Raw genomic sequence first — 25,229 nt, forward strand, 5'->3', positions numbered from 1 at the left:
CTGGATCCCGTACTGCCAAATTAAAACGCCGGGGGGGCATGAGCCCCTCGGCGCTTCCGCTTCATCCGATGCAGCGTGCAGCGGTTTGCAACGATCAGTTCGACTCGGTGAATTGGATAGACGGCGAAGTGCCGCCGGTGGCGCTGCACGAGCCAAGGTTCAGATTGTTGGTTTCACCGGTCGAGCCGGCATTGGCCAGGCAACTCGGAACGTTCGTGTTGCCATCGTTGACCTGCACGTTGACCGTGACCGACGAGCCGGTGTTAAAGGTGGCCGCCGAGCCGCCACCGTTGCCGACGATATTGAACTCGGACTGGTTCCACACATCAGCGATATCGAGCGTGCTGTCAGCTTCACTCACCGCATACGCGTTGGCGCCGTTGGTGAAGGTCACCGTGTCGTTGCCGTTTGCCGCGACCACACCGGCCAGCTTCATGTTCGCCAGTTGGGTCGCCGGAACGGTGACCGAATTGACGGCATTGCTGTTCTTGTAGCAGCCGTTGTAGGAGGTTGTGCGGTAGTGATTCCATCCGCCCGGGCACCTGGCATGCGTCGGAATGAACATCCAGTTCTGGATGAACACCTGCGCGCCCGCGCTACCGTAGTTGGACGAGTAGATGAACTGCTCCCACACCTGGCAGCTCGAATAGCCATAGCTGGCGCAAGCGGGCGAGCCATTGGCCAGATTGGTATTGAGCTGCAACGTGTAATCGTTGGCGCCGCTCGATCCGGTTTCGCTCGTCACTCCCGTCACGACCGGGAAGCTGCCGGTTGCCGAACTGGTGAGGCTGGAGGTGCCGGCGGCGTAGTCATTGCCATTGCCGACGGTCTCGGCCGCACTGTTGTTTACGTGCGGATTGGACCGATAGCTGGTGGTTCCGCAGGAGGCCTTTTCCCAGATGACGCTGGGATACGCAGCGTGGAAACAACCCGCGGCGGGCGTAGCTATGTGCCGCATCGTTTCATGCCAGGACTTCAGCGCCTGGGCTTGTGCATCTGCGGTGATGTCGTAGGCGGAAGCAGCGGCGGCGGACAGGAACGTCCCCGCGCCTACCAATCCGGCCACCGCTATGAGCTTGGCGATACGACGAATGCCAAATGCTTGCTTGGACTGCATTGCGTACTCCCCACAAAAAAATCAGGATTGAAAGGTCACTGAGCGGGCGCCTTGCAGCGCCTGCCCATCCAGGCAGGCCTTTCGCAGGCACACGTGCCCGTGCGGATGACAGCTTGAACGCCGATCCGCAATCGAACGCATCGCCAGTGCGATAGCCCTTGGGTCTTGCCCTGAGTCTTTTCTCCCTGTCGCAAGCGCAAGACGTGCAATCCCTCCCCCGAGGAATCTGACGCCGCGACTGATCGAGCATACCGACAACGCTATATGAAGAAAATATGACGGCACTAGGAAAATATCGTAGACAACGATTGCCGAATGCCTTCACGCCGGTGTGAAATTTCCACGTTGCAGTGGCAGCCACAGCGTAAATCGCGTGCCAGCCTCTCCCGACACCCACGCAACGCGCCCATCAATGGCCTGCGCACGACGCTGCTGATTCTGCAGGCCGCGTCCGCTGTTTCGCCAAAGGGCGGCTGCCACATCGAAACCCTGGCCGTTGTCTTCAATCACAACTTGCACGCCGGCACCTTCGACGGCAGTGGTTACACGGATGACGCTGGCGTGCGTATGGTGAAGAATGTTGGCAATGCTCTCCTGCACGATGCGCAGGATGTGCAGTGCGCTGGACGGATCGAGCCACGCCAGGGTCGGCAGCTTCTGCACCTCCCAGAGCAAGGCGGTGCCGGTTCCCTCCAGGCGGGGCTCTAGGCGAAAGCGCAGCGTGGCCAACAACAGCAGCAGGTCGGCTTCGACCGGCTCCATCGAGTCGATGGTCAGCTTCAGGTCGTCGAGGCAGCCCTTGAGCAGCTGCGAAATTTCCAGCTCGCTGACCGTTCTGCGCTCGACCGAGCGAATCGCACTGATCAGGGATGCGCCGAGGCCGTCGTGCATGTCCTGCATCAGGCGCTGCCGCTCCTTGCTGATCGCTTGCTGCCGCTCCGCTTCACGCAGCCGCTGATGACTGAGCTCAAGCTCAGCTTCGCGCTCTTGCAGGCGTTGCGCGAGATTCGCGTTGGCCTGCTCGACCTCGCTGATGGCATTGACGTAGCGCCGGTACATCAGGGTGCCGAAGATGCCGAACGTGATGGCATTGGAGTAAGCCCCGAAATACCAGCCTTCGGGGCTGACGAAATTGTTCTGCAGCAGCCAGTCCGACACGCCCAACAAGGTACATATACCGACACCGATCGCCACCAGGACCCCTTCGTTGGAGCGACGCCAGGCGTTGACGCCTCCCACCCATCCGACCGATGCGCCCATCAGCGCCGCTATCGGATAGATCAGCGGCGTGACTTTGGGCGTGTTCGGCAATACGGCCAGCGCCGGCATCGTCAGCACGCCAATCACGCCAGCGACCCCGACCAGCGCACGGGTGAACCCTATGAGCTTGCGGCCATGCAACTGACACAGAAAGAAGTGCACCACCACGACCAGCCACATCAGCGAGTTGACCGTCAGCCATGCGAACCAGTCATTGGCGATCGGCACGCCCATATAGAAATGCAGGCTGCGCAGGAACGAAGTGACGGCAAGATTGAAGAAGAGCAGATAGCTAGTTTCGTGGCGGCGCCTGAACCACACGAACAGCGCAAAAATGCCGACGGTCAGGAACGCCATGCTCAAGATCGCCGGCAGTTCCTGCTGCAGCCACCGGCGCAGGTAGTAGCGCCGTTTCAGCGGCTCGACAGGGCCCAACCATAACGAGGCCACTGCCACCCGCGTGCTTTGGGTGTGCTCCAGGCGGATAAGGACCTCGCTCACGGGCGCACTATTGGCCTGTCTATCCAGCACGATCCACAACGGAGTGCGCGTTCCGTTCCACAGAGGTCCTTGTTCCTGCGCCCGATACACCAGCCGGCCGTTGACATACACCGCAATGGTGCCGTCGGTCTTGATTCGTGCGCCATATAGCGCCAGAGGGCCGGTATAGGCGGGTAAAGCCGGGACGGAGAGCCTGATCCAGGTGGTGTGGACGAGCGTGGCGTTGGCTTTCGTACGGGCCTGGCGCAACAAGGCTATGGGTGGGGCCAGGGGCAGCGCGGCATGCTGCCAGGCGTTCGGCAAGGAATCGCTGTCCAGCATCGGCGGCGGCGCACTGAAACCCTGCGCATCGTCGACCTGCCAATCCGCCTGCGTCAGATGCAGGCTGGCTGCCGATGATTGCTGGCTGCCGGCACCCGAATAGAAGATGCCCACGATAACCAGCAAAAGCAGTGAAACAACCAACACCGCGTTGGCAAGAAAGGGCGAAGGACGGTATCTCATGCAGTGCTTGGTTTTGCTCGCTAGTCGCTCAACAGCCCCAGGTTTCTCGCTTCATAAATGGCTTCCGCCTTGGAGGTGACCTTGAGCTTGGTGTAGATGCGCCGCACGAAGCTGCGCACCGTAAAGGGCGACAGCTCCATCAGCCGGGCGATTTCGTTGGCGGTAAAGCCCTTGGTAATGAGTTCCAGGACTTCTTTCTCGCGCTCGGACAGAAGTTGCACTGATTCGTCCGCGGCCATCGACTTATCTGCAGGCACAGTCCTGATTTGCCGGAAGCGGGTCAGCACCTGCCGTGCAATGATCGGGCTGATCGGGCTGCCGCCGCTGGCCAGGCTACGAATTTCGTCAACGATCCTGGCGGGGGAACTGTCTTTCAGCAAATAACCGGCTGCCCCTGCCTCGATCGAACGCATGACATGGGTTTCATCGCCGAAGTTGGTGCTGACCATGATGCTGCAACTGCTCCACTGCAGTGCGGCGGCGTTGATGACATCGACACCCGAGCCATCCGGCAACCCCAGATCCACCAGCAGCACATCGGCCGGAGCCCCCAGCAGCAATCGCATGCCTTCGGCGCGCGTTCCGGCAATGCCGGCAAGCCGGATGTCCTGGGCATGCCCGATCGCCTCGATCAGGGTCTGCCTGAAATCCAGGTCGTCCTCCACGATGGCAACGTGGATCAGGGGCAGATTTTGGCCGCTTGCCGGCAATGCCATGTAAAACCCCGTCTCCCCTTCCCCAACCGGCAATGCTAACTCGAAACGAGTCATTTTAAGACACGGCGGGCCACGCCGTTTGTAGCGTCTTTGTTCTACAGACGGCATGGCACCCTGCCCTCAGGATTCCCCCGTTTTGGCCGAGCGCCCCTCGTCCGCTGCTCCCTTTCCGATGGAGGCGGCTGGCGATGCGCTGCGGCAAGCTACAGGGGGATACATGCAACGCCGCTTTCATTTCATCTCCGGTTTGCCCAGATCCGGATCCACGCTGCTGTCTGCCCTGTTGCAACAGAACCCGCGCTTCCATGCTGGCATGAGCGGCCCGGTCGCCGGCATGTTCACGACCCTGCTGCACGAGTTGAGCGGGCAAAACGAGTTCTCGGTTTTCATCAACGATGCGCAGCGCCAGCGTGTCCTGCGCGGTCTCATCGCCAACTACTACGACGGCGAGGCCGATGCCGAGGTGGTGTTCGACACCAGCCGGGCGTGGTGCACACGGCTGCCCGCCCTGAAAACGCTGTTTCCCGACGCGCGCGTCATCGCCTGCGTGCGGGACACCGCATGGATCGTCGACAGCATCGAACGGCTGATCCGCAACAACAGCTTCCAGCCCTCTTCGATTTTCAACTACCAAGCCGGCGGCACGGTGTATTCGCGCGTCGAAGGATTGGTCAATGGCGACGGCATGGTGGGCTATGCCTACAACGCGCTGAAAGAAGCGTACTTCGGCGGAGACGCCGGCAACCTGATGCTGTTGCAATACGACACCCTGGTCAATGATCCGGCACGCGCCCTCGCCGCAGTGTACGACTTCATCGGCGAACCTGCCTTCGCCCACGATTTCGAGCACGTCAGCTTCGACGACCAGGGTTTCGACCAACGCGCCGGTACACCGGGGCTGCATCACGTACGCCCTCGCGTTGGCGCCACGGCACGGCAAAGCATTTTGCCGCCGGATCTGTTTCGCCGCTTCGAGAACGATCCGTTCTGGCGCGATCCGCAGCTCAATCCACGCGGCGTGCGCATCGTTTGAAGCCAAACGACTGCACAACACATCAACCAATCAGCAAACGATGCATCGATCTGCGTCGCCATTCATGACAGGGGCAACACCGTGAACCGCATCTACCGTTTGGTCTGGAATCGTGCCACGGGCACCGTGCAGGTGGCTTCCGAACTCGCACACGCACCGCGCGGCGGCACACAAAGCACGTCGGACACGCCGCTACCGCGCAACCGCGCGCTGGCGATGGCCTGCGCCGCGGCATTGGGCCTGGCACTGTCGTTCACACCGGCCCTGGCGGCCGCCGGCTGCACCGCCATCGCTTCGGTGACGGGCACGGCCGGAGCGGCGGGTGGCAGCGGCACCAACGGTGTCAATGGCGGCCCTGGGCACGATGGCACCAACGGTGGCGACGTTGCGGCGGCCGGCTCCAGCCAGGCGTTTTGCATCGGTACCGGCAGCCAGGTCGTGGGCGGCATTGGCGGCACTGCGGGCTATGGTGGCGACGGCTTGGGGATCCCTGGACAGCCCAACGTTCCCCTTGGTGGTAATGGAGGCACCGGGGGCAACGGCGGCTATGGTATCCGTGGCACAGGAGCCTTCCAGCTCGGCAACGTCGGGAGCATCACCGGCGGAGCGGGTGGCAACGGTGGCGGCGGCGGCGAAGGCGCAGGCGGCTACAGCGGGAATGGTGGTAACGGCGGTGCGGGTGGTACGGCGCTGGGTGGCACCGGCTTCAATCTGACCACCACCGGCACCATTACCGGTGGTGCGGGCGGCATGGGTGGTCATGCTGGTTTCCGCGACCCCCATTGGGGTAGTGCAGGCGCGGGTGGGCAAGGCGGCGCTGCCATCAACAGCACCGGCACGAGCAATATCATCAATATCGGCAGCATCGTCGGCGGCGCGGGTGGCCTAGGCGGCGAGGGGTACAACGGCATTGGTCTTGGCGGCACCGGCGGTGCAGGCGTTACCGGCAGCGGCTTCGTGTTCTACAACGCGGGCAGCATTGCCGGCGGCGCGGGTGGCAGAGGCGGCTACGCCTTTGTGAACGGAACGTCCGGCAACGGTGGCACAGGCGGCGCGGGCATTCTGGGCAGCAACCTGACGATCACCAACGTCGGCAGCATCAGTGGCGGCCAGGCAGGCGCAGCCGGCAACACTGCTCACCAGAAGTCGCCCGGCGAACCCGGCACCAGCGGCGATGCCGTGCACTTCACCGGTGGCAACAGCACGCTCACGCTCCAAAGCGGATCGGTATTGAACGGCGTGGTGGAGATCGACAGCGGCAGCACCGCCACCATTGACGCCAATGCCGCCGGGCTGGATCTCAACGGTGGCACGCTCGGCAGTAACGCTTTGATCGTCAACGGCACCGCCAATGTCAACGTAAATACGCCCGCCTTCGCCATCTCCGGAAACATCAGTGGCAGCGGCACGCTCAATATCGCGGGCACCGGAAACACGATCACGCTGGGTGCAGTGAACATCGGCACATTGACCAGCGAGGCGTCGACCACGCTCGGCAACAACGTCACCAGTAACGGTGGCGGCCAGACATTCGGCAACGCAGTAAGTATCACCAACGATATAACGCTCACCGACAACCAGAACGGCAACATCGATTTCAGCTCAACGATCGATGGCTCGCATGACCTGACGATCTCGACCGCCGGCAAGAGCACTTTCGACGGCGCGGTAGGCAGCACGGCGGCGCTGAGCAACATCACCGTTACAAGCGGCGGCATCGAGTTGGACAAGTCGTGGACCATCAGCGGCACCGCTTCGCTCACCAGCACTGGCGGAATCGCTGAACTACCCAATGCCACGCTATCCGCCAGCCTGCTCACTGGCGGTTCGACGGGCAGCACGACGCTCGACACCAACACCAACGCCATTCAGCAGATCGGTTCGTTTTCCGCCAATGGCTTCAGTCTCGTCAATGGTCAGAATCTGGCCGTCATCAATGGTTCCATGCTCGACGGCGGTGCGGGCGACGTGTCGCTTTCAACCACCAACGGCAACATTTCCGTCAATCAAGGTGCCACGGTCAAAGGCGCCAACATCACGCTCACGCCGAATGGCTTCACCGATCTGTCCGGCACACTGAGTACGACGGGCACCATCACCTCGAACAGCTTGTTGCAAGTCGAAACGGGCAGCTCGATCGTCGGCAATCTTGCCAACATCGGTGGGATTTCCTTCGTCAATAGCACCAGCATCCCGCTGGCCGGTGTCATCTCCGGCGGTGGCGACGTGACCTTGCAAAACGGCAGCAACGTCGCGTTCCAGGGCGTCAACACGTATACCGGCGCCACCGTGCTCAACGGCGGCAATCTCGTGCTGTCGGGCAGCGGCAGCATCGCCATGTCCAACTCGGTGCTGGTCGGCAGTTCGAGCACACTGGATATCTCCGGCACCAATAGCGGCGCGTCGATCACCACACTCGCCGGCGGTGGCAAGGTGATGCTCGGCGGCCAGACCCTGACACTCACCAGTGCCCAGGATGACACCTACAAAGGCATCATGAGCGGCACGGGCCGTCTCGTACTGTCAGGCGGAACGGAGATTTTCACGGGCGCCAACACCTATACCGGCGGCACGACCATCGACAGCGGCAGCACGCTGCAACTCGGCAGCGGCGGAACCAGCGGCTCGGTCGTCGGCGACATCACCGACAACGGCACGCTAGCTTTCTACCGCAGCGATGCCTTCACCTTCGCCGGCACGATCAGCGGCAGTGGCAAGCTGGTGCAACAAGGTAGCGGCACGTTGGTTCTCACCGGCGCGAATGCTTACGCTGGCGGCACCACGATCAGCAGCGGCACCTTGCAGATCGGCAACGGCGGCACGACGGGTTCGATCACTGGCAACATCATTGATAACGGTACGCTGGTCTTTGACCGCAGCGATACCGTCACGTTCAGCAATACCCTCACCGGCAGCGGCTCGCTGGTACAGCAAGGCAGTGGCACGCTGATCCTCACCGGCGACGCTGCTTTCAGCGGCGGCGTGCAGATCGATGCGGGTGCAGTGGCCGCAGGCAGCAATCTCGCGCTCGGTACCGGCGGCGCCAGCATGGCGACCGGCACCCGACTCAACTTCGCTGCGGACGGCTTGTCGCTCGGCAACACGTTCGCCTTGAGTGGCACGACGACATTCGATGTCGCCAATAGCCAGACTGGCACCCTTGCCGGTGTCATCAGCGACGGCACCGCACCCGGCACTTTGCGGAAAATCGACGGCGGCACGCTGGTGCTCACCGCCACCAATCTCTACAGCGGCGGCACCACGATCAGCGGCGGCACTCTGTCGGTATCCAGCGACGGCAACCTCGGCGCCGTCGCGGGCGCCGTCACACTCGATGGCGGCACGCTGCAAGTCACCGGCAATACGTATACCGGCACGAACCGCACCATCAACCTCACCAGCAACGGTGGCGTGATCGACATTGCAGATGCCACCAATGCCTTCACCGTGAGCCAGTCGATCAGCAGCAACGGCCACCTTGACGTGTCCGGCGCTGGCACACTGCTGCTTACCGGCACCGACCGGTTCGGCGGCGGCATCACGATCGACAACAGCAGCCTGCAGATCGGTAATGGCGGCAATAGCGGCGCGATCGCCAGCGACATCGTCGATAACGGCACGCTGGTGTTCAACGAAAGCAATGGGGTGCTGTACAGCAATGCCATCTCCGGCAACGGCAACCTGATCCAGAAAGGTGCGGGAACGCTGGTCTTGATTGGCAGCAACAGCAGCGCTTTCACCGGTACCACCACGGTGGCGAACGGTACGCTGCAGGTGGGCTATTCCCCTGCCAGCAACGCCACGCTGGGCGGCAATGTGATCGTGAACACCGGTGCCACGCTCGGCGGCTTCGGCACGATCGGCGGCAATGTCACGGTGCAATCCGGCGGCAACGTCACGCCAGGCAGCCTCACCGGTACGCTGACCGTGAACGGCAACTTCACTGCCGCACAAGGCAGTGTGCTGAATCTGTTTCTCGGCGCGCCCGGCGCAAGCTTCCAGACCTTCGGCACCGGCACCAACATGCAGGTGAAGGGCAACCTTGCGCTCAATGGCCTTACGCTCAATGCCTATAGCTCCAACATGGGGCCGGGCATCTATAACCTGTTCACCTATGGCGGCACGCTGAGCGAGAGCAACGGTGGCATCGTGCTGGGCAACATGCCTTCCGGCCAGACGGTGCAGCTGCAGTACCTCACCATCAACCAAGCCAACAAGCAGATCAACCTGATCGACACCACCGGTCTCACCTTGAATGTGTGGAACGCGAACGGCCAAGCCTCCGCGACGCAGATGGGTGGTGGCAGTGGCACCTGGTCTGCCACATCACAAATGTGGACCGACACCAAGGGCGATACGCCGAATATGGCCATGCAACCGCAACCCGGCTTCGCCGTGTTTGGCGGCACGGCAGGCACGGTAACGGTGGATGACGGCAGTGGTCAGGTCATCGCCACCGGTATGCAGTTTTTTACCAACGGCTATGTATTGCAGGGCGATGCGCTGAATCTGCTCGCTTTGAGCGGCATCAATCCGGTCACCATCAATGTGGGCGATGGCACCACCGCCAGTGCCAGTACCACAGCGACCATCAATAACGTTCTGACGGGCAACATCGACCTAGGCAAGACGGATTACGGCACGCTGATCCTGGGCGGCGTCAACACCTACACCGGCAACACCACCATCCAGCAAGGCACGCTGGCGCTCGCCGGCAACGGCAGCATCGCCAACACGTTGTACGTGGAGGTGGATAGCGGCGCTATCTTCGATATCAGCAATACCGCCCATGGCGCGTCGATTCCTTGGCTGCAAAGCAGCGGCAGCGTGAATCTGGGCAGCCAGACGCTTACTCTGACCAGTGCTGGCAGATTCGATGGCGTCATCGACGGTTCTGGAGGACTCACTCTCACCAACGGTGTAACGCAGCTCACCGGCGTCAACACCTACAGCGGAATCACCACGATCGACGCAGGCGCCGAACTCGACCTGTTGAATGGCGGCAACCTCGCCAACAGCACCATCGACGTCGTCGCGGGTGGCAACTTCAGCATCGAGGGCACGAACGGCGGGGCATCGATCGCTTCGTTGCAAGGTAGCGGTAGCGTCAACGCTGGCAGTACCTCGCAAACGCTGAAGTTTACCAACGCAGCCGATACGTTTAGTGGAGTGATCAGCGGCTACGGCGCGCTCACCTTGTCGGGCGGCACGGAAACACTCACCGGCGCCAACACCTACACAGGTCTCACGACGATCAATGGCGGCACCCTTGCGCTATCGGGCAACGGCAGCATCGCCAGCTCCCATGTCGTAACGATAAACAGCGGCGGCACGCTGGATATCAGCGGAACCAGCGGTACATCGATCAGGGCGTTGTCAGGTAGCGGCAGCATCAACCTTGGTGCGCAAACGCTAGCCGTAACGAATGCCATCATGATCAACCCGTTCAGCGGCAGCATCAACGGCAGCGGCAACTTGACGCTGGACGGCGGCACCTTGCAACTCTCCGGCAACAACAGCTACACCGGCGTCACCACGATCAACAGTGGCACCACCCTGATGGGCGATTCGGCACAGGCACTGGATAGCACCTCTGCATTCCATCTCAATGGCGGCACGCTGGAGCTGGTAAACGTCTATCTCACCACTTCTGCGGCGGTGACGCTGGGTGCTGGCAGCAATACGATAAGCAACACCGGTTCCAGCCAGCTGCAACTCGATGGCGTGATCAACGGCAACGGCAGCCTGAACTTTACCGGCATCAACGGCGGCACCCTGATACTGACCAATGCCAGCAACAGCTACCAGGGCGGCACGGTAATCAACAACACGCAGAGCGGCACCTCCGACGTCACCGTCGAGGCGACCGGCGCCCTGGGCAGTGGGGATGTCACGGTCAATGCAAACAGCGCGCTCGACTTCATCGGCCACGGCAGCAGCATCGTCAGCGCCGGTTCGCGCACGATCAACGTCAGCGGCAACGCCTCGATAAGCTTTGGCAACAACACGTCGCTGGGATCGGCCATCATCAACATGGCAGCCGGCTCGTCCGGCACTATCGGCGGTGCCGGTATCGGCGCGGCTCAACTCAACAACGCCGGCATGGTAACGGTGTCGGATGCCACAGCGGGCTACGCGGTGCTGACCAATGCCGCCAGCGGTACCACGCCGAGCGGGAGCCAGATCGGCAACCCATTCGCCTATACGGGCGGTGTGCTTGGATTCTTTGGCAACAGCGATATGGCCGATGCCACGGTGGTGAACAACACCGGCGGCGCAGTATTTCTCACCGGAGTTCCCGGCGATTCCGCCACCATCTCCATCGGCTCGCTCTCCGGCGGTGGCAACATTCTGCTGGGCAGCAACGACGACGCCAACAACAATCCCCTGCCGCTCACTCTCACGCTTGGCGGACTGAACCAGAACGACACCCTCAGCGGCGTCATCGACGATAGCTCGTTCAGCGGGCAAAGCACTGGCGACGGCCTGACCAAGATCGGCACCGGCACATTGACGCTGACAGGCAACAACACCTACACCGGCGTCACCACGGTCAGCAACGGCACGCTGCAGATCGGCAACGGCGGCATCAGTGGCGCGGTGATCGGCAATATCACCGATAACGCCACGCTGGTGTTCAGTCGCAGCGATGCCGTGAGCTATGGCGGCACGATCACGGGCAACGGCTCCATCGTGCAGCAAGGCCCAGGTACGTTGACGCTGGATAGTAACAACAGCGCTTTCACTGGCACCACGACAGTGGCTAACGGCAGCCTGATCGTGGGCAGCACGGTGGGCAACTCCGCGGTACTGGGTGGCAACGTCATCGTCGACAGCGGCGCCACGCTGCTCGGTCTTGGCACGATAGGTGGCGACGTCAGCGTAAAAGCCGGCGGCAGCGTCACGCCCGGCACCGCATTCGGCGCGCTGACGGTAAACGGAGACTTCACTGCCGCCCAGAACAGCGTGCTCAACGAATCGTTCGGCGCCCCTGCGGCGAATTTCCAGAGCTTTGGCAGCGGCACCAGCGTACGAGTGGGCGGCAACCTTTCGCTCAATGGCGTTATCCTCAATGTGACCGATGCCGGCAGCATGGGGCCGGGCCTGTACAACGTGTTCACCTACGGCGGCACGCTGAGCGAAAGCAACGGGGGTATCACGCTAGGCAATGCGCCCGCTGGCCAGACTCTGCAATTACAGAACCTGACGGCGGGCAAGCAGATCAACCTGATCGATACCAGTGGCCTCACCTTGAATGTGTGGAACGCGAACGGCCAAGCCTCCGCGACGCAGATGGGCGGCGGCAGCGGCACCTGGTCCACCACGTCGCAAATGTGGACCGACAGCAGCGGCGCTACACCGAACGTGGCGATCCAACCGCAACCCGGCTTTGCGGTGTTTGGCGGCACGGCGGGCACGGTAACGGTGGATAACGGCAGCGGCCAGGTCAGCGCCACCGGCATGCAATTCGATGTGGATGGCTACACGCTTACCGGTGACTCGCTCGTGCTGACGGGCAGCAACGGCAGCGCACCGGTTATTCGCGTGGGCGATGGCAGTAGTGCCGGCGCCAGCATGACGGCCACGATCAACAACGTGCTCACCGGCACCGGTGGATTGGCAAAGAGCGATCTCGGCACATTGGTGCTTGCGGGCAACAACACCTACACCGGCGGCACCACGATCAACGCTGGCCGCTTGCAAATCGGTAACGGCGGCAACACCGGTGCGATAGTCGGCAACGTCGTCAACAACGGTGCGCTGTTGTTCGACCGCAGCGATGCTGTCAACTTTGGCGGCTTTATTTCCGGTAGCGGTTCGATCAGCCAGATCGGCGCAGGTAGCGTGACGCTTACCAGCGCCAATACTTATACCGGCAGCACTTCGATCAGTGCCGGCACGTTGGCCTTGTCAGGCAGCGGCAGCATCGCCAGTTCCAGCAACGTAAGCGTAGCCAACGGGGCAAGCTTAGATATCAGCGGCAGCGCCAACGATGTATCGATCACCTCGCTGAGCGGCAATGGCGGTGTGAATCTCGGCGGCCGGACGCTGTCCCTTACCCAAGCCAACGGCAGCTTCAGTGGTGTCATCCGTGGCAGCGGCGGCCTGACGCTGGCAAGCGGCCATGAAACACTCGCCGGCGCCAACACCTATACCGGAGCCACGACGATCGCCAGCAATGCCACGCTGACACTGACGAGCAGCCTGTCGGATTCCAGCAGTGTCATCAATCACGGCACGCTCGATGTATCGGCGAGCACGGCGGATGTATCGATGAACAATCTCAATGGCGATGGCGTGGTCGTCCTCGGCAACAACTCGCTGACCTTGAGCCACGTCACGGGTAGTTATACCGGTGTCATCACGGGCAACGGCGGCCTGGTGCTGTCGGACGGCAGCGAATCGCTCACCGGCGTCAACACCTACCATGGTGGAACCACGATAAACAACAGCGTGTTGTCGGTAGCCAGTGATGCCAGCCTTGGCGCGGCAAGCGGTGCATTGACTATCAATGGTGGCACGCTGGCCGTCACGGGCCATACTTTTAGCGGTACGGCGCGTGCGATAACGCTTGGCAGCAGCGGTGGCAATCTGAATATCACGGATGCCATGAACAGCTTCACCGTCAGCCAGGCAGTAGGCGGCAGCGGCGCGTTGACCAAGTCCGGCCTTGGCAGCCTCATCCTCACGGGCAACAACAGCTATGGCGGTGGCACCACGATCAGCGCGGGCAGCTTGCAGATCGGCAATGGTGGTACTACCGGCGCGGTGACCGGCGATGTCGTCGACAACGGCATGCTGATTTTTGACCGCAGCGATGCGGTGAGTTTCAGCGGCAAGATTTCCGGTGGCGGCTCGCTTACCAAGCAAGGCAGCGGCACGCTGACGCTGACTGGCACAAACAGCTATGCGGGCGCCACCATCATCAGTGCGGGCGGCCTGATTGTTGACAGCAGCAGTCTGCCCGGTGCCGTTACCGACCATGCGAACCTGGTTTTCAACCAGACCAATCATGGCATTTTCCATGGCGCGATCGACGGCAACGGCACGATCACCAAGACGGGTGCGGGACTGCTGATTCTGGACAGCAACAGCAGCAGCTTTACCGGCGTCACCACCGTGCAGAACGGCACGCTGGAAGTTGGCGATGCGGCCACTCCCTCGGCTTATCTCGGTGGCAACGTCACCGTGGATAGCGGCGCCATGCTGCGTGGCCATGGCACTATCGGCGGCAGCGTGACCAATACCGGCACGGTATGGGCGGGTGGCTCGATCGGTACGCTCACCGTGAAGGGCAACTACATGCAAGCCGCCAACGGCGCACTGGAAGTGGAGGCAACGCCTGACGGACAGGCCAGCCTGGTCACCGTGGGCGGCGCCGCCAATCTGGCTGGCAGTGCCTTGGTGGTGGCTGACGGCGGGAACTGGCTGCCACGCACCCAATACACCATTCTTACCGCCGCAGGTGGAGTGAGCGGACAGTTCGCCTCTGCCAGCAGCAACTTCGTATTCCTGACACCGACATTGAGTTACGGCAGCAACGATGTGACCTTGACCCTGCAAAGGAACAACATCGATTTCACTGCGGTGGCGAAAACGCCAAACGAAGTCGCCGTGGCCACCAGCCTCGACAAGCTGAACTACGGCAACGTCATCTACGATGCCCTGTTGCTGTCGGATGCCAACACCTCGCGCAAGGCTTTCGATCAGATGAGCGGCGAAATCCATGCCTCGGTCCGTACCGCCATCATGGACGACGAGCGTAATCTGCGCGATGCCGTCACGATTCATCTGCTGGATTGGACGCAGGCCAGCAGCGGCCAGATGGGTCAGATGGACAACGGCAGCACCGTGTGGACTGAGGCAACAGCCCGCGGCGGCAATCATCAGGGCGATGGCAATGCGTCCACACTCAATGCCAACGGCAGCGGCATGCTGCTTGGCATGGACGCGCCCCTGGGCGACGTCGCGCGCATAGGTGGCCTGATCGGCACAAGCAATCTTTCCGACAGCGTCGACGCGCTGGCTTCTTCTGCGCATGTACATACCCGTCACGCCGGTTTGTACGCCAGCTTGCAGACCGGCGGGTTCCGCCTGATGGGGGGCGCGTTCTACGGTTGGCAGAGCGTGGACGCCGATCGCCATATCGGCCTCCCCAGCGCAGCCGGCATCAACACCAGCCGATCCAATGCCAATACCGTGCATGCCTATTTGGACGGCAGCTATGGGTTCACGTCGAGCCACGGCACGCTGGCACCGTTCGTTGACCTGGCCGCACAGCGGCTGCATACGGACACTTTCACCGAGTCCGGTACGGCAGCCGCGCTCAAAGGCGATGCACAGAACAACACACAGACCTATGGGACCTTAGGTTTGCGCGGGGCGCTGCAGCTGAACCCGCAAGGCACCGTGCAAGCGCACGCCAGCCTGGGCTGGCAGCATGCATGGGGCGATACTAATGCCACCGCCGCCATGCAGTTGAGCAGCGGCAGTGATGCATTCACCGTGCAAGGCGTACCCGTGGCGCACAATGCCATGGCCATCACCGCGGGCATGCGCATCCTCGCCACACCCCACTTCTCGCTGGATGCGACCTACAACGGACAGTTCGCTCACCGCATCAACGATCAGGCCGCGCACCTGAGCCTTACTTACTCGTTCTGAACCGATGGGCGCATTGCCAAAGCAGGTACGCCCAACGCGTAGGCTGGGATGGCAATCCCAGCATCGAGGTGTCGCGTGCAAAGCTGGGATTGTCATCCCAGCCTACTCGCTGCACAGCGCCCTCAACTCCAGAAAAGCTTAAGGCCAGCTCTGAGAGCTGGCCTTAAGGGATGGTGCAGTCACCAAATTCTGGAGCGGGAAACGAGACTCGAACTCGCGACCCCGACCTTGGCAAGGTCGTGCTCTACCAACTGAGCTATTCCCGCACTGGAGCCGCCCATTTTATCGCCTGGATTCGATTCGTCAAGCGCCCCAAACCCGCCGTATTCATTTCCTTCACACAGTTCCAGCGAGCCTTGGCGGGTTCGGGGGATGGCATCCTGCCTGGCTGCGGTCTCCTGGCTTTCAGGCATTCACCGGCCAAATGGCTACGTGCGGCCGCAATACGACCACGGGGGACCTGCTACAGAGTCGTTTTCAAGTTTGGTCGGTATGGGGCGGTAACAGGGGATCGCCAATGAATGCCAAGGATTTCCATTTTGGTGGATGGCTGGTGGAGCCATCCACGTGCACGCTGTGCCGCGATGGCGAACGCGTGCAGGTCGAACCCCGCGCAATGGACGTGCTGGTGTCGCTGTGCGAGCAAGCCGGTCAGGTCCTCAGCGCCGACGAACTGCTGCGTCGTTGCTGGCCTGGGGTGATCGTCGGCGAAAACCAGGTCCACAAGGTTATGACGCAATTGCGGCGCGCGCTGGGCGACAGCGCGGGCCAACCTGTGTATATCGAGAATGTGCGCAAGCGCGGCTACCGCACCTTGGCACAGGTATCGCTGGCCCCCGGCGGAGCCACGCCGGTCAACAGCAAGGGTTGGTCGGCTGGATCGCCCTATGTTGGCCTCGATGCCTTCAGCGCAGAGCATGCATCCGTCTTCTTCGGCCGCGATACGGCGATCCAGCAATTGCACGCTGCGGTGTTGGCACAAGTGCGAACCGGATGCGCTTTCGTGCTCGTACTCGGGCCGAGCGGTTGTGGCAAAACCTCGCTGGTCCAGGCGGGACTGTTGCCGGCGCTAGGCCGTTACGATGAAAACATCCAAGTGGTCGCTTCCACGACCCTCGACCTTGGCGGTATCGGCGACGCCAGCCTGCTCACCTCGTTGGGTGCCGGGCTGATCGACCTGGACGTCGACGGCAAGCCCTTGCTGGAAGGCCATAGTGCCGACGGTCTTGGGATGAAGCTGCTGCAAACACCCGATGCGGTGCTGGGTGCACTGAGGTACTTCAACGTACGCCAGCCACAGGCGCGCGCTGTGTTGTTCGTGGATCGGCTTGAGGCAATCTTCTCGGCACCGGCCGTAGAAGATACGCAACGCCAGCAGTTCCTTGCCACCCTCAAGGTACTGGCTCGCAGCGGCGCCTTCATCGTGCTCGCCGCTTGCCGCAACGACTTCTACCCGCATGTCGCCAAACAGCCGTTACTGATGGAAGCAAAGGCCACCGGCGGGCATTTCGACTTGCTTCCGCCTACCCGCGCCGAGATCGCGCTGATGGTGCGCCTGCCGGCGGAAGCGGCGGGGCTTCGCTTCGGCCTTGATCAAGTCACTCGCGCTCGGCTGGACGACGTGCTTTGCAACGATGCCGCCAACAGCCCCGACGCCCTGCCGTTGATGCAATACACGCTGCAGGAACTTTATCTGCAACGCGACAAGATTGGTGATTTAACCATAGCGGCGTACCGCCGCCTGGGCGGTATCGAAGGTGCGCTGGGAAGGCGTGCCGAGACCACGCTAGCCGGCCTTCCCCATACCGTGCAATCCACCTTGCCACGCATCCTTTCACTGCTGGTGAGACTGAGCGCCAGCGACGACACGGTCAGCGGCCATCATGCTCCCTGGTCGACTCTGCAGAACGAAGCCGAGCGGGCGCTAGTGAACACGCTGGTGGAACAGCGCCTGTTCGTCAGCCTGATCGCAGACGAGCAACCGGTATTCGGCGTTGCGCACGAAGCGTTGTTGCGGCAATGGCCGCGCGTCGCGGAGTGGATCGCAGCGCATCGGCAGGCATTACGCACTCGCAGCCGCATCGAAAGCCTGACCCAGCTTTGGCTGGGCGACAACCGGCACGTCCACCGCCTGCTGTCGCGAGGGCGGCAACTGGAAGAAGCTCGTGAGCTGGTTGAGCAGACGACGATACCGCTTAGTGCAGAGGTGCGCGCCTTCATCGCTGCGTCTGTCCGCCGCGTGAAGCATGCAGAACGGCTGCGACTCCTTGTGGTTGCTGCTTTTGCCGCGCTAGGTCTGGTCGCCGGAAGTTTCGGTCTGATTGCCCATCGGGCATCCATCGTCGCCAAACAACGTCAACGGGAAGCGGAAGGCTTGATGGGCTATATGCTCGGGGAGCTGGCCGACAAGCTCCGGCCACTGGGGAAACTCGATCTGCTTGGCGGCGTAGGCAGCAAAGCGCTGTATTACTTGCGTCAGCAACGGCCGGAGGATCTTTCGCCTGCTGCACGAGAACAACAGGCGCTCGCCCTGCAAACCATTGCCGAAGTAGCACGCGCCCATGGCAACTCCGACGGCGCCCGTGATGCCTTGCTGCAAGCCAAGACCCTGCTGGATAGCAATCTGGCACAGCATCTGGAGAGCTCTGCGCTGCTGAAGGATCTAGGTGCCGACGCCTTCTGGTTGGGGCAGATCCGTCTAGACCAGGGCGATCTCGATGGCGCGGAACGGTATTTTCGGCAATATCTTTACTACTCCGATCGCATGAGTGCCCGCGAGCCCGAGAATGTCGATGCGTGGATCGAAGTGTCCTATGCACGCAACAGTCTTGGCTCCGTCGCGCGGGCGCGGGGCGACGAAGCCGGTGCCGCAAGGGAGTTCGAGGCATCCATCCAATTGAAGCGCCGCGCACTGACCAAACACCCGAATGATCGTGGCCTGCGCGCCGAGCTCGCCGACAGCCTGTCCTGGCTAGCCTCGGCCCGGCAGGCGAATGGCGATCTGCAGGAGGCATTGTCTCTCTACGAGCAAGAGCAAACGGAGTTGCGGGCCTTGCAGGTAGCGGCGCCCGCCGAATACCAATGGACCTATCGCCTGGTTGCCGCACTGCAGCTTCATGCCGAACTGCTGATCAACATGGGCGAGGATCGCCAGGCAGCGATGGAGCTTCATTCGGCCGAGCCCCTGGTCCATGCACTGCTGCAACACGACGCGGATAACCGGTTATGGCAACGCACGGCGATCAAACTGGATCTGCTCGAAAACATGGTTCTCGACGATCTTGGCCAATCGCAGCAAGCATTGTCAGGAGATCTCGCCGTTGCAACCAAGTTGTCGGCATTGACGCGGCTCGACCCCAAGAATACGAACTGGCGGACACTAGAAGCTGCCACTCACATCAAGGTCGCCGAGTCGCTGCTGCAGCTCAACCATCCAGAAGACGCGCTAACGCAGCTAAGCACCGCGCTGACGATGATGAAAAACGTCAACGGCACGAAAAGCCTGGAGCAGAAGCAACGCATTGCTACTGGCCTGATACTCCTCGCCCGTGCTGAGAATGCCAAAGGACAGCCCGCCCTGGCATTGGATGCATGTGGCCAGGCGCTAAGCCTGGCCACCGAGGCATTCGCGCACAATAACCGGGACTACCTCACACTCGATCCCATGGTACGAGCCAATCTCTGCTTGGGCGATCGTGACAAAGCCACCCCACTCATCAACCAACTCGCTCAATTCGGTTATCGAAGAACCAGTTACCTTGATGCCATCCGTTAATCCACAAGGAATGCATGCAGATGATTACAACCGATGTCACCTCCATCGATATCCAGGTCACCATCAAGCTGAAAGAACAATTCGCTGACCTGACCTCCCTTCCGGGCTATTACTGGGATTTTTCGCTACTGTCCGCGCCAGAGGGCGTCAAGATGGAAAACCGCGCAACCGGCAAGTTGTCCATCGAGCGCCTCACAGGAAAAATCTCTTTCAACTACCAGCTATGCACCCCCCCATCGCTATCCCTACATTTCGTGTATGCGAACGTCAGCACCGATCTGGCCAATGGTGTCATTCTTACGGAAGAAATCAGTAGCGTAACCATCGCCGAAGACGAGATAAACATCCTCTACAACAATACGTTCCCGCTTAAACGAATATTCGGCATCATTCTGATTGCCAGAGACCCCAGCAAACCCTATATAGCCATCAAAAGTCCCGATCCCCAGGTTACCAACGATCCCAACCCGGGTTCCTAATGATCGCAACCCGGGTTCACAGGGCTAAGCACCACGACTGCCCCTTCGCGAGACATCGGGTGTTCGGGATACGCCTCACCCCATCTTCTCCTGCGTGCACCTGATTAGCTCGAGTCTCAGCTATGAGGCATGCAACTCCCTCCCCTGCTTGCAGGGGAGGGGCGGGGTGGGGTTGTACGAGCTTGCCGCCGTGTTTGAGCTCACCGCGAGCTTGCTTCACCCCACCCCAGCCCTCCCCTACTACACGTAGGGGAGGGAGCAGATGCGCGCCAGCTGAGACATAGCTAATCAGGTGCGTGCAGGGGGGGGGATCCAGCACTTTCACCTGATCAACCCTCCGTTCGGTGGTCTCGTCGTGTACCCGGACCCGCGCAAGTCGATAGCCAGTTGAACGGCGGCGACGATCGATACGGCGCAAGCTAGCCGACACCTGCGCGAAACCCTCTTCAGAAAGCCTTCTACCGCGCGGGCGATTGTTACGTACTCATTATTCAACCGTCCGACCAGGCCCCTTCCAGCCTGGACAGAGGACTGCCACGCCACGCCGCGGCAGTGTAGCAACCGCAACCGCCCCCGCCCTTCCATAGCTCCGATGCTCATCACCCGTTTGTCGCGATGACGATGAGGCATGCATATCAATCACTTAAGCGGCGGAAGCATTTCAGAAGAATTCCCCTCCCCGATGCCGGATAAGTTTTTTCACTGCATCGGCCAACAGCCGTTGCCGTCAACCAGCAACGAATGGAGGGAATCCAATGGTCTAGAAAGCACACGCAATGGAAGGGTGGCCCATGGGCCGCAAGAGGCGCATGCCACATGCGCGGTTTCCGATCTATTACCAGGAGTTGACTTATGAAGCACTCAGACACTCAAGACGCAGGCGTGGGAGCTGCCTTGGCAGCTGACGACGTAGGTCCCGTTAACATCTCGGCCACTTATTCTTGGAATCTTCTGCTGTACGAATATCAGGGCATGTGCTACATCGCGTATACGACCACTGCTCCCTTCCGGGCGCAACAGGGTCAACTCATGCTGTATAGCGGGTCTCCTCCGGCTAACCCGCAAGACTGTATCGCCTGGACCTGGGACAGCAACCCGTCCCCCTTCAATACCGGCAAACCCTGGGGGAGTGGATACAGCGCGGGCTGGATTGCGCAGCAAAGTCCGAATGGCCCCTATACCTACGTAGCTGCGACAGGGGTAACGAGCGACTGATTCGGTCGCTCCGTTGAAAGCGGGGCATCGCTTCTGCGCTGAGAACGGCAAACGGAGGCTCTCCTGCCTTCGTTTGCTCCATCTCGCGCCCATGGGCGCATAAGGATGCAGTGTTTGCAAAGCAATCGCGCAACTGGCTGCTTTGCAGTCACCGCGCAAGGTCGCATGCCGAGCGCGGCGGGATTGAAATTGCTCAGGACGAACGATTCCAGTCATTTCTTAACGGCTATGTGCAAGTAGCCATTTACCCGAGGAGAAACTCAAATGGCATCGCTCAATCTGTCGATACCGGTACTCCTGACCTATGCTGGGAACATATCTGCAATGATGTGCGCACAAGCGGTATCCGTAGGAAGTGGCGCAGCGGTTCTATTGAATCCCATTGACTACAGCGGCAACACAACAACCCAGCTGTGGCAATTCGGCAGCGACAATCGGATCTATTTATTCAACCCCAATGACGCATTGAATCCCATTCTTTGCCTGTCATTTTCCGGAAGCGCACAAAACGGCGCGCCGCTAGTCCTCGCCCAGCCGAATGCACTCGATGAAAATCAGCAGTGGATATGGACGAATTACCTGAGCCTCGAAAACATAGGGGCTTCCACTTCCGGCACCATATATATGCTGGACAACAACGGCAGCGGAACAAATCCAAACAATAAATTGCAACTGTGGGCCGCCAATGGCACTGACGCACAGCAGTGGCTTACCCAACTGCTTTTGGGCGCAGCCTACGCGACCATGGCTGACCAGCTGGCAACGGCGTAGCTGTTGCGACAAAAACGCGCGGCAAGGGTGCCTTGGCACTCTTGCCCTTTTCCATGCTGTAGTCCCCCAGCCTGCAGAGACTTCAGCCCCCCTTCGGGGGAAGCCGCATGAACAGCCGAAGGGAACATCACCCTACGGCATCAGAGGTAGTCATTCGTCCTGCAACGCCGGCCACGCGGCGCGCAGGTAATGCAGGCCCGACCAGATCGTCAGCACCGCGGCCAGCACCAGCAGGCCTTCGCCGATGTGATACAGGCGCAAGGCTTCCGCCTCCTTTTCGTGCTGCAGGATCAGCACGATCAGGGCCACCATCTGCATCGCCGTTTTCAGCTTGCCGACAAAGGCCACCCTGACCGTGGCGCGCATGCCGATCTCGGCCATCCATTCGCGCAGCGCCGAGACGCTGATCTCGCGCCCGACGATGATCGCCGCGGTGACCGCCATCGCGATGCCCGACCAGTCGCCCTTGTGCGAAGCCACCAGCATGAACAGTGTCACCGCCACCATCAGCTTGTCCGCGACCGGATCGAGGAAGGCGCCGAACTTGGAGGTCATGTTGAGACGGCGAGCGAGGTAGCCGTCCAGCCAGTCGGTAATACTGGCCAGGGTGAAGACGATAGCCGCGGTGACGTTGTGGCCCCGGAACGGCAGGTAGAACACCAGCACCATCACCGGCAGCAGCGCCACGCGGAACAGCGTCAGCCAGGTCGGTAGATTGATGCGCATGGGCGGCTTCCGTTTTTCGTGCAGTGTCTCACGAACACGCGTGATCACGCATGGAGTGCGTCATAGATGCGTTCGGCCAGGCTGCGGTCGATGCCCTTCACCTGCATCAGCTCTTCGACCCCCGCCGCCTCGACCCCGGCCAAGCCACCGAACGCCTTCAACAGAGCCGCACGTCGGCGCGCACCGACACCCTGCACTTCTTCCAGCACACTGCGCTCGCGCGCTTTTTCGCGGCGCTTGCGGTGTCCGCTGATGGCGAAGCGATGGGCTTCGTCGCGCACCGCAGCCACCAGGTGCAGCGCAGGCGATGTAGGGCCGGGGTGAATCTCCTGGTTGGAACCGGCCAGCACCAGCGTTTCCTCGCCTGCGCGACGGCCCGGCCCCTTGGCCACGCCCACTACTTCGATGCCGGCGATGCCAAGCTCCTGCAATACATCCAGCGCCTGCGCGACCTGCCCTGTACCGCCGTCGATCAGCAGCAGATCCGGCCGTGCGCCCTCGCCCTCCGCCACCTTGCGGAAACGACGGGTAAGCGCCTGATGCATGGCGGCGTAGTCATCACCTGGCGTGATTCCGCTGATGTTGAAGCGGCGATAGTGCGATTTCTCCGGCCCTTCCGGCCCGAACACCACGCAAGATGCCACCGTGGCTTCGCCCCGCGTGTGGCTGATGTCGAAGCATTCGATGCGTTTGGGCGGCTCGTCCAGGCCGAGCAGGTTCTGCAAGTCATCGAAGCGTGCACCGAGCGTCTGGCGGCTGGCGATACGCGAAGTGAGCGAAGCTTGCGCATTGCGTTCGGCCATCTGCAGGAACTGCGCGCGCTCGCCACGCACGCGCGTCTTGATCTCCACGGCATGGCCGCATTGCTGCGCCAGCACTTCGCTGAGCAGTGCTTCGTCGGCGATCGGCTCACCGAGGATGATCTCACGCGGCACCGGGCGCTCCAGATAGTACTGCGCCACGAACTGCGCCAGCACGTCGGCCGGCTCGGCGTCCAGCGGCAGGCGCGGATAAAAATCGCGCGTGCCCAGGCTGATGCCGTTGCGGAAGAACAACACGCTGACGCAGGCGATGCCGGCTTCGATGCGGCAAGCGATCACGTCCATGTCCGCCGTTGCACCTTGCACATGGTTCTGCGCCTGCAGCTTGCGCAGCGTCGCGATCTGGTCGCGCAACGCGGCTGCCCGCTCGAAGTTCAAGGCGGCGCTGGCCTGCTCCATCGAGGCGACCAATTCGTCGATGACGGCGCTGCCGCGTCCTTCCAGGAACATTTCCACGTGACGCACGTCGCTGCGGTAGTCCTCGGTGCTGATCAAGCCCACGCAGGGCCCGGTGCAGCGGCCGATCTGATACTGCAGGCAAGGCCGCGAGCGATTGCGGAAGTAGCTGTCCTCGCACTGACGCACCTTGAACAGCTTCTGCATCAGGTTGAGGCTTTCGCGCACGGCAAAGGCGCTGGGGAACGGCCCGAAGTAGCGGCCCGGCTGATTGCGTGCGCCGCGATGGAAGGCCAGGCGCGGATAGTCTTCGCCGCCCGACAGGTAGATGTAGGGGTAGCTCTTGTCGTCGCGCAGCAGAATGTTGTAGCGCGGCTTCAGCGCCTTGATCAGCTGGGATTCCAGCAGCAGCGCCTCGGCCTCCGTGCGCGTGACGGTGATTTCGCAGCGGGCGATCTGCGACACCATCGCCGCAATCCGCGGTTCCATGCGCGGCTTCAGGAAATAACTGCCTACGCGCTTCTTGAGGCTGCTGGCCTTGCCGACGTACAGCAGTTCGCCGTCCTCGTCGAAGTAACGATAGACGCCGGGGGACGTGGTGAGCGTACTGACAAAGGCCTTGCCGTCGAAGGCCTGGAGAGGAGCGGGCTGCATGGGGGAGATTTTAGACCGTTTGGCGCGTTTTCAAGCCATCCGAGTAGTGGTTCCACCCTCGCGCAGGCGCTGGATCAGGCCCAGGACGCCCCGCTCGGCCAACGCTACCGATTGGGTGAATGCAGCCAGTGGTTCGTAGTAGGGGTCGGGAAAGTCCCGGGGCGGCGCGGCTCCGCTCCAGTCCAGGAACAAAGCCAGCCGATCGTGCGCCTCGCCAGCGGCTGTGCTCTGCATGTCGCGCAAGTTGTTGCTGTCCATCGCCAGCAACAGGTCGTAGCGTTTGAAATCGCCGGCACTGAGCTGACGTGCGCGGTGCGGCTCCAGGTCATACCCCGCTTTCGCCGCGGCGGCGCGCATGCGCGGGTCCGCTTGTTCGCCGGCATGCCAACCGCCGGTGCCGCAGGATGCTACGTCGATGTCGAATCCGGCTGCAGCCAGATGCTTGCGGGCCACGGCCTCGACCAACGGTGAACGGCAAATGTTTCCGAGGCATACAAACAATAGCGATTTGTTCATCTTTTTCATTCGTTTCGTAGGCTTACGTCGCAAAAACCCAGCATTGCCATGCATGCATCTGCGCGATGCTGGGATTGCCA

At 61.5% G+C, this 25,229-nt stretch carries 12 protein-coding genes and 1 tRNA gene; 6 read left to right on the plus strand and 7 right to left on the minus strand.

The window, feature by feature from the left end; genetic code table 11:
* Positions 1–94 precede the first annotated feature (94 nt).
* The 3 genes from EKH80_RS20535 to EKH80_RS20545 form a co-directional block, all read right to left on the minus strand.
* Entirely contained in the window at positions 95–1,117 is a 1,023-nt protein-coding gene (locus EKH80_RS20535; protein ID WP_126686671.1) for a hypothetical protein, read from the minus strand.
* A 321-nt stretch (positions 1,118–1,438) separates the two neighbouring features.
* Positions 1,439–3,382, minus strand: coding sequence for a sensor histidine kinase (locus EKH80_RS20540; protein WP_126686672.1), 1,944 nt, complete (start codon positions 3,380–3,382; stop codon positions 1,439–1,441).
* Positions 3,383–3,402: 20 nt separating this feature from the next.
* Positions 3,403–4,098, minus strand: coding sequence for a LuxR C-terminal-related transcriptional regulator (locus EKH80_RS20545; RefSeq protein ID WP_126686673.1), 696 nt, complete (start codon positions 4,096–4,098; stop codon positions 3,403–3,405).
* Between the two features lie 217 nt (positions 4,099–4,315).
* On the opposite strand from EKH80_RS20545, the gene EKH80_RS20550 reads away from it, so the two are divergent.
* Both EKH80_RS20550 and EKH80_RS20565 read left to right on the plus strand, forming a co-directional pair.
* Positions 4,316–5,131: a sulfotransferase family protein gene (locus EKH80_RS20550; protein WP_126686674.1), complete on the plus strand. Its 816-nt coding sequence runs from the start codon at positions 4,316–4,318 to the stop codon at positions 5,129–5,131.
* A gap of 81 nt (positions 5,132–5,212) precedes the next feature.
* Positions 5,213–15,796 carry an autotransporter-associated beta strand repeat-containing protein gene (locus EKH80_RS20565; RefSeq protein WP_158628909.1) on the plus strand — a complete coding sequence of 3,528 codons (10,584 nt, stop codon included), beginning with the start codon at positions 5,213–5,215 and terminating at the stop codon, positions 15,794–15,796.
* A 190-nt stretch (positions 15,797–15,986) separates the two neighbouring features.
* On the opposite strand, the gene EKH80_RS20570 is transcribed toward EKH80_RS20565, so the two are convergent.
* Positions 15,987–16,062 (minus strand) — tRNA-Gly (locus EKH80_RS20570).
* A gap of 251 nt (positions 16,063–16,313) precedes the next feature.
* Here EKH80_RS20570 and EKH80_RS20575 point away from each other — a divergent pair.
* The 4 genes from EKH80_RS20575 (at position 16,314) to EKH80_RS20590 (ending at position 22,036) form a co-directional block, all read left to right on the plus strand.
* Positions 16,314–19,571, plus strand: a complete 3,258-nt coding sequence (locus EKH80_RS20575; RefSeq protein WP_158628910.1) for an nSTAND1 domain-containing NTPase — start codon at positions 16,314–16,316, stop codon at positions 19,569–19,571.
* 20 nt (positions 19,572–19,591) lie between these two features.
* Entirely contained in the window at positions 19,592–20,050 is a 459-nt protein-coding gene (locus EKH80_RS20580; RefSeq protein ID WP_126686678.1) for a hypothetical protein, read from the plus strand.
* Between the two features lie 852 nt (positions 20,051–20,902).
* A complete protein-coding gene (locus tag EKH80_RS20585) occupies positions 20,903–21,265 on the plus strand; it encodes a hypothetical protein (RefSeq protein ID WP_230473857.1) in 363 nt (120 codons plus the stop codon).
* A 264-nt stretch (positions 21,266–21,529) separates the two neighbouring features.
* Positions 21,530–22,036, plus strand: coding sequence for an RICIN domain-containing protein (locus EKH80_RS20590; RefSeq protein WP_126686679.1), 507 nt, complete (start codon positions 21,530–21,532; stop codon positions 22,034–22,036).
* 150 nt (positions 22,037–22,186) lie between these two features.
* Here EKH80_RS20590 and pgsA read toward each other — a convergent pair whose 3' ends face one another.
* From pgsA to EKH80_RS20605, 3 genes are read right to left on the minus strand one after another with little or no spacing between them, the layout of a single operon-like run.
* A complete protein-coding gene (gene pgsA, locus EKH80_RS20595) occupies positions 22,187–22,762 on the minus strand; it encodes a CDP-diacylglycerol--glycerol-3-phosphate 3-phosphatidyltransferase (RefSeq protein WP_126686680.1) in 576 nt (191 codons plus the stop codon).
* 44 nt (positions 22,763–22,806) lie between these two features.
* On the minus strand, positions 22,807–24,633 hold the full coding sequence (gene uvrC, locus EKH80_RS20600; protein WP_126686681.1) for an excinuclease ABC subunit UvrC: 1,827 nt from the start codon (positions 24,631–24,633) through the stop codon (positions 22,807–22,809).
* Between the two features lie 30 nt (positions 24,634–24,663).
* On the minus strand, positions 24,664–25,149 hold the full coding sequence (locus tag EKH80_RS20605; RefSeq protein WP_230473858.1) for a low molecular weight protein-tyrosine-phosphatase: 486 nt from the start codon (positions 25,147–25,149) through the stop codon (positions 24,664–24,666).
* Positions 25,150–25,229 lie beyond the last annotated feature (80 nt).

This window comes from Dyella choica (genome assembly GCF_003977665.1).
GTDB classification, from domain to species: domain Bacteria; phylum Pseudomonadota; class Gammaproteobacteria; order Xanthomonadales; family Rhodanobacteraceae; genus Dyella_B; species Dyella_B choica.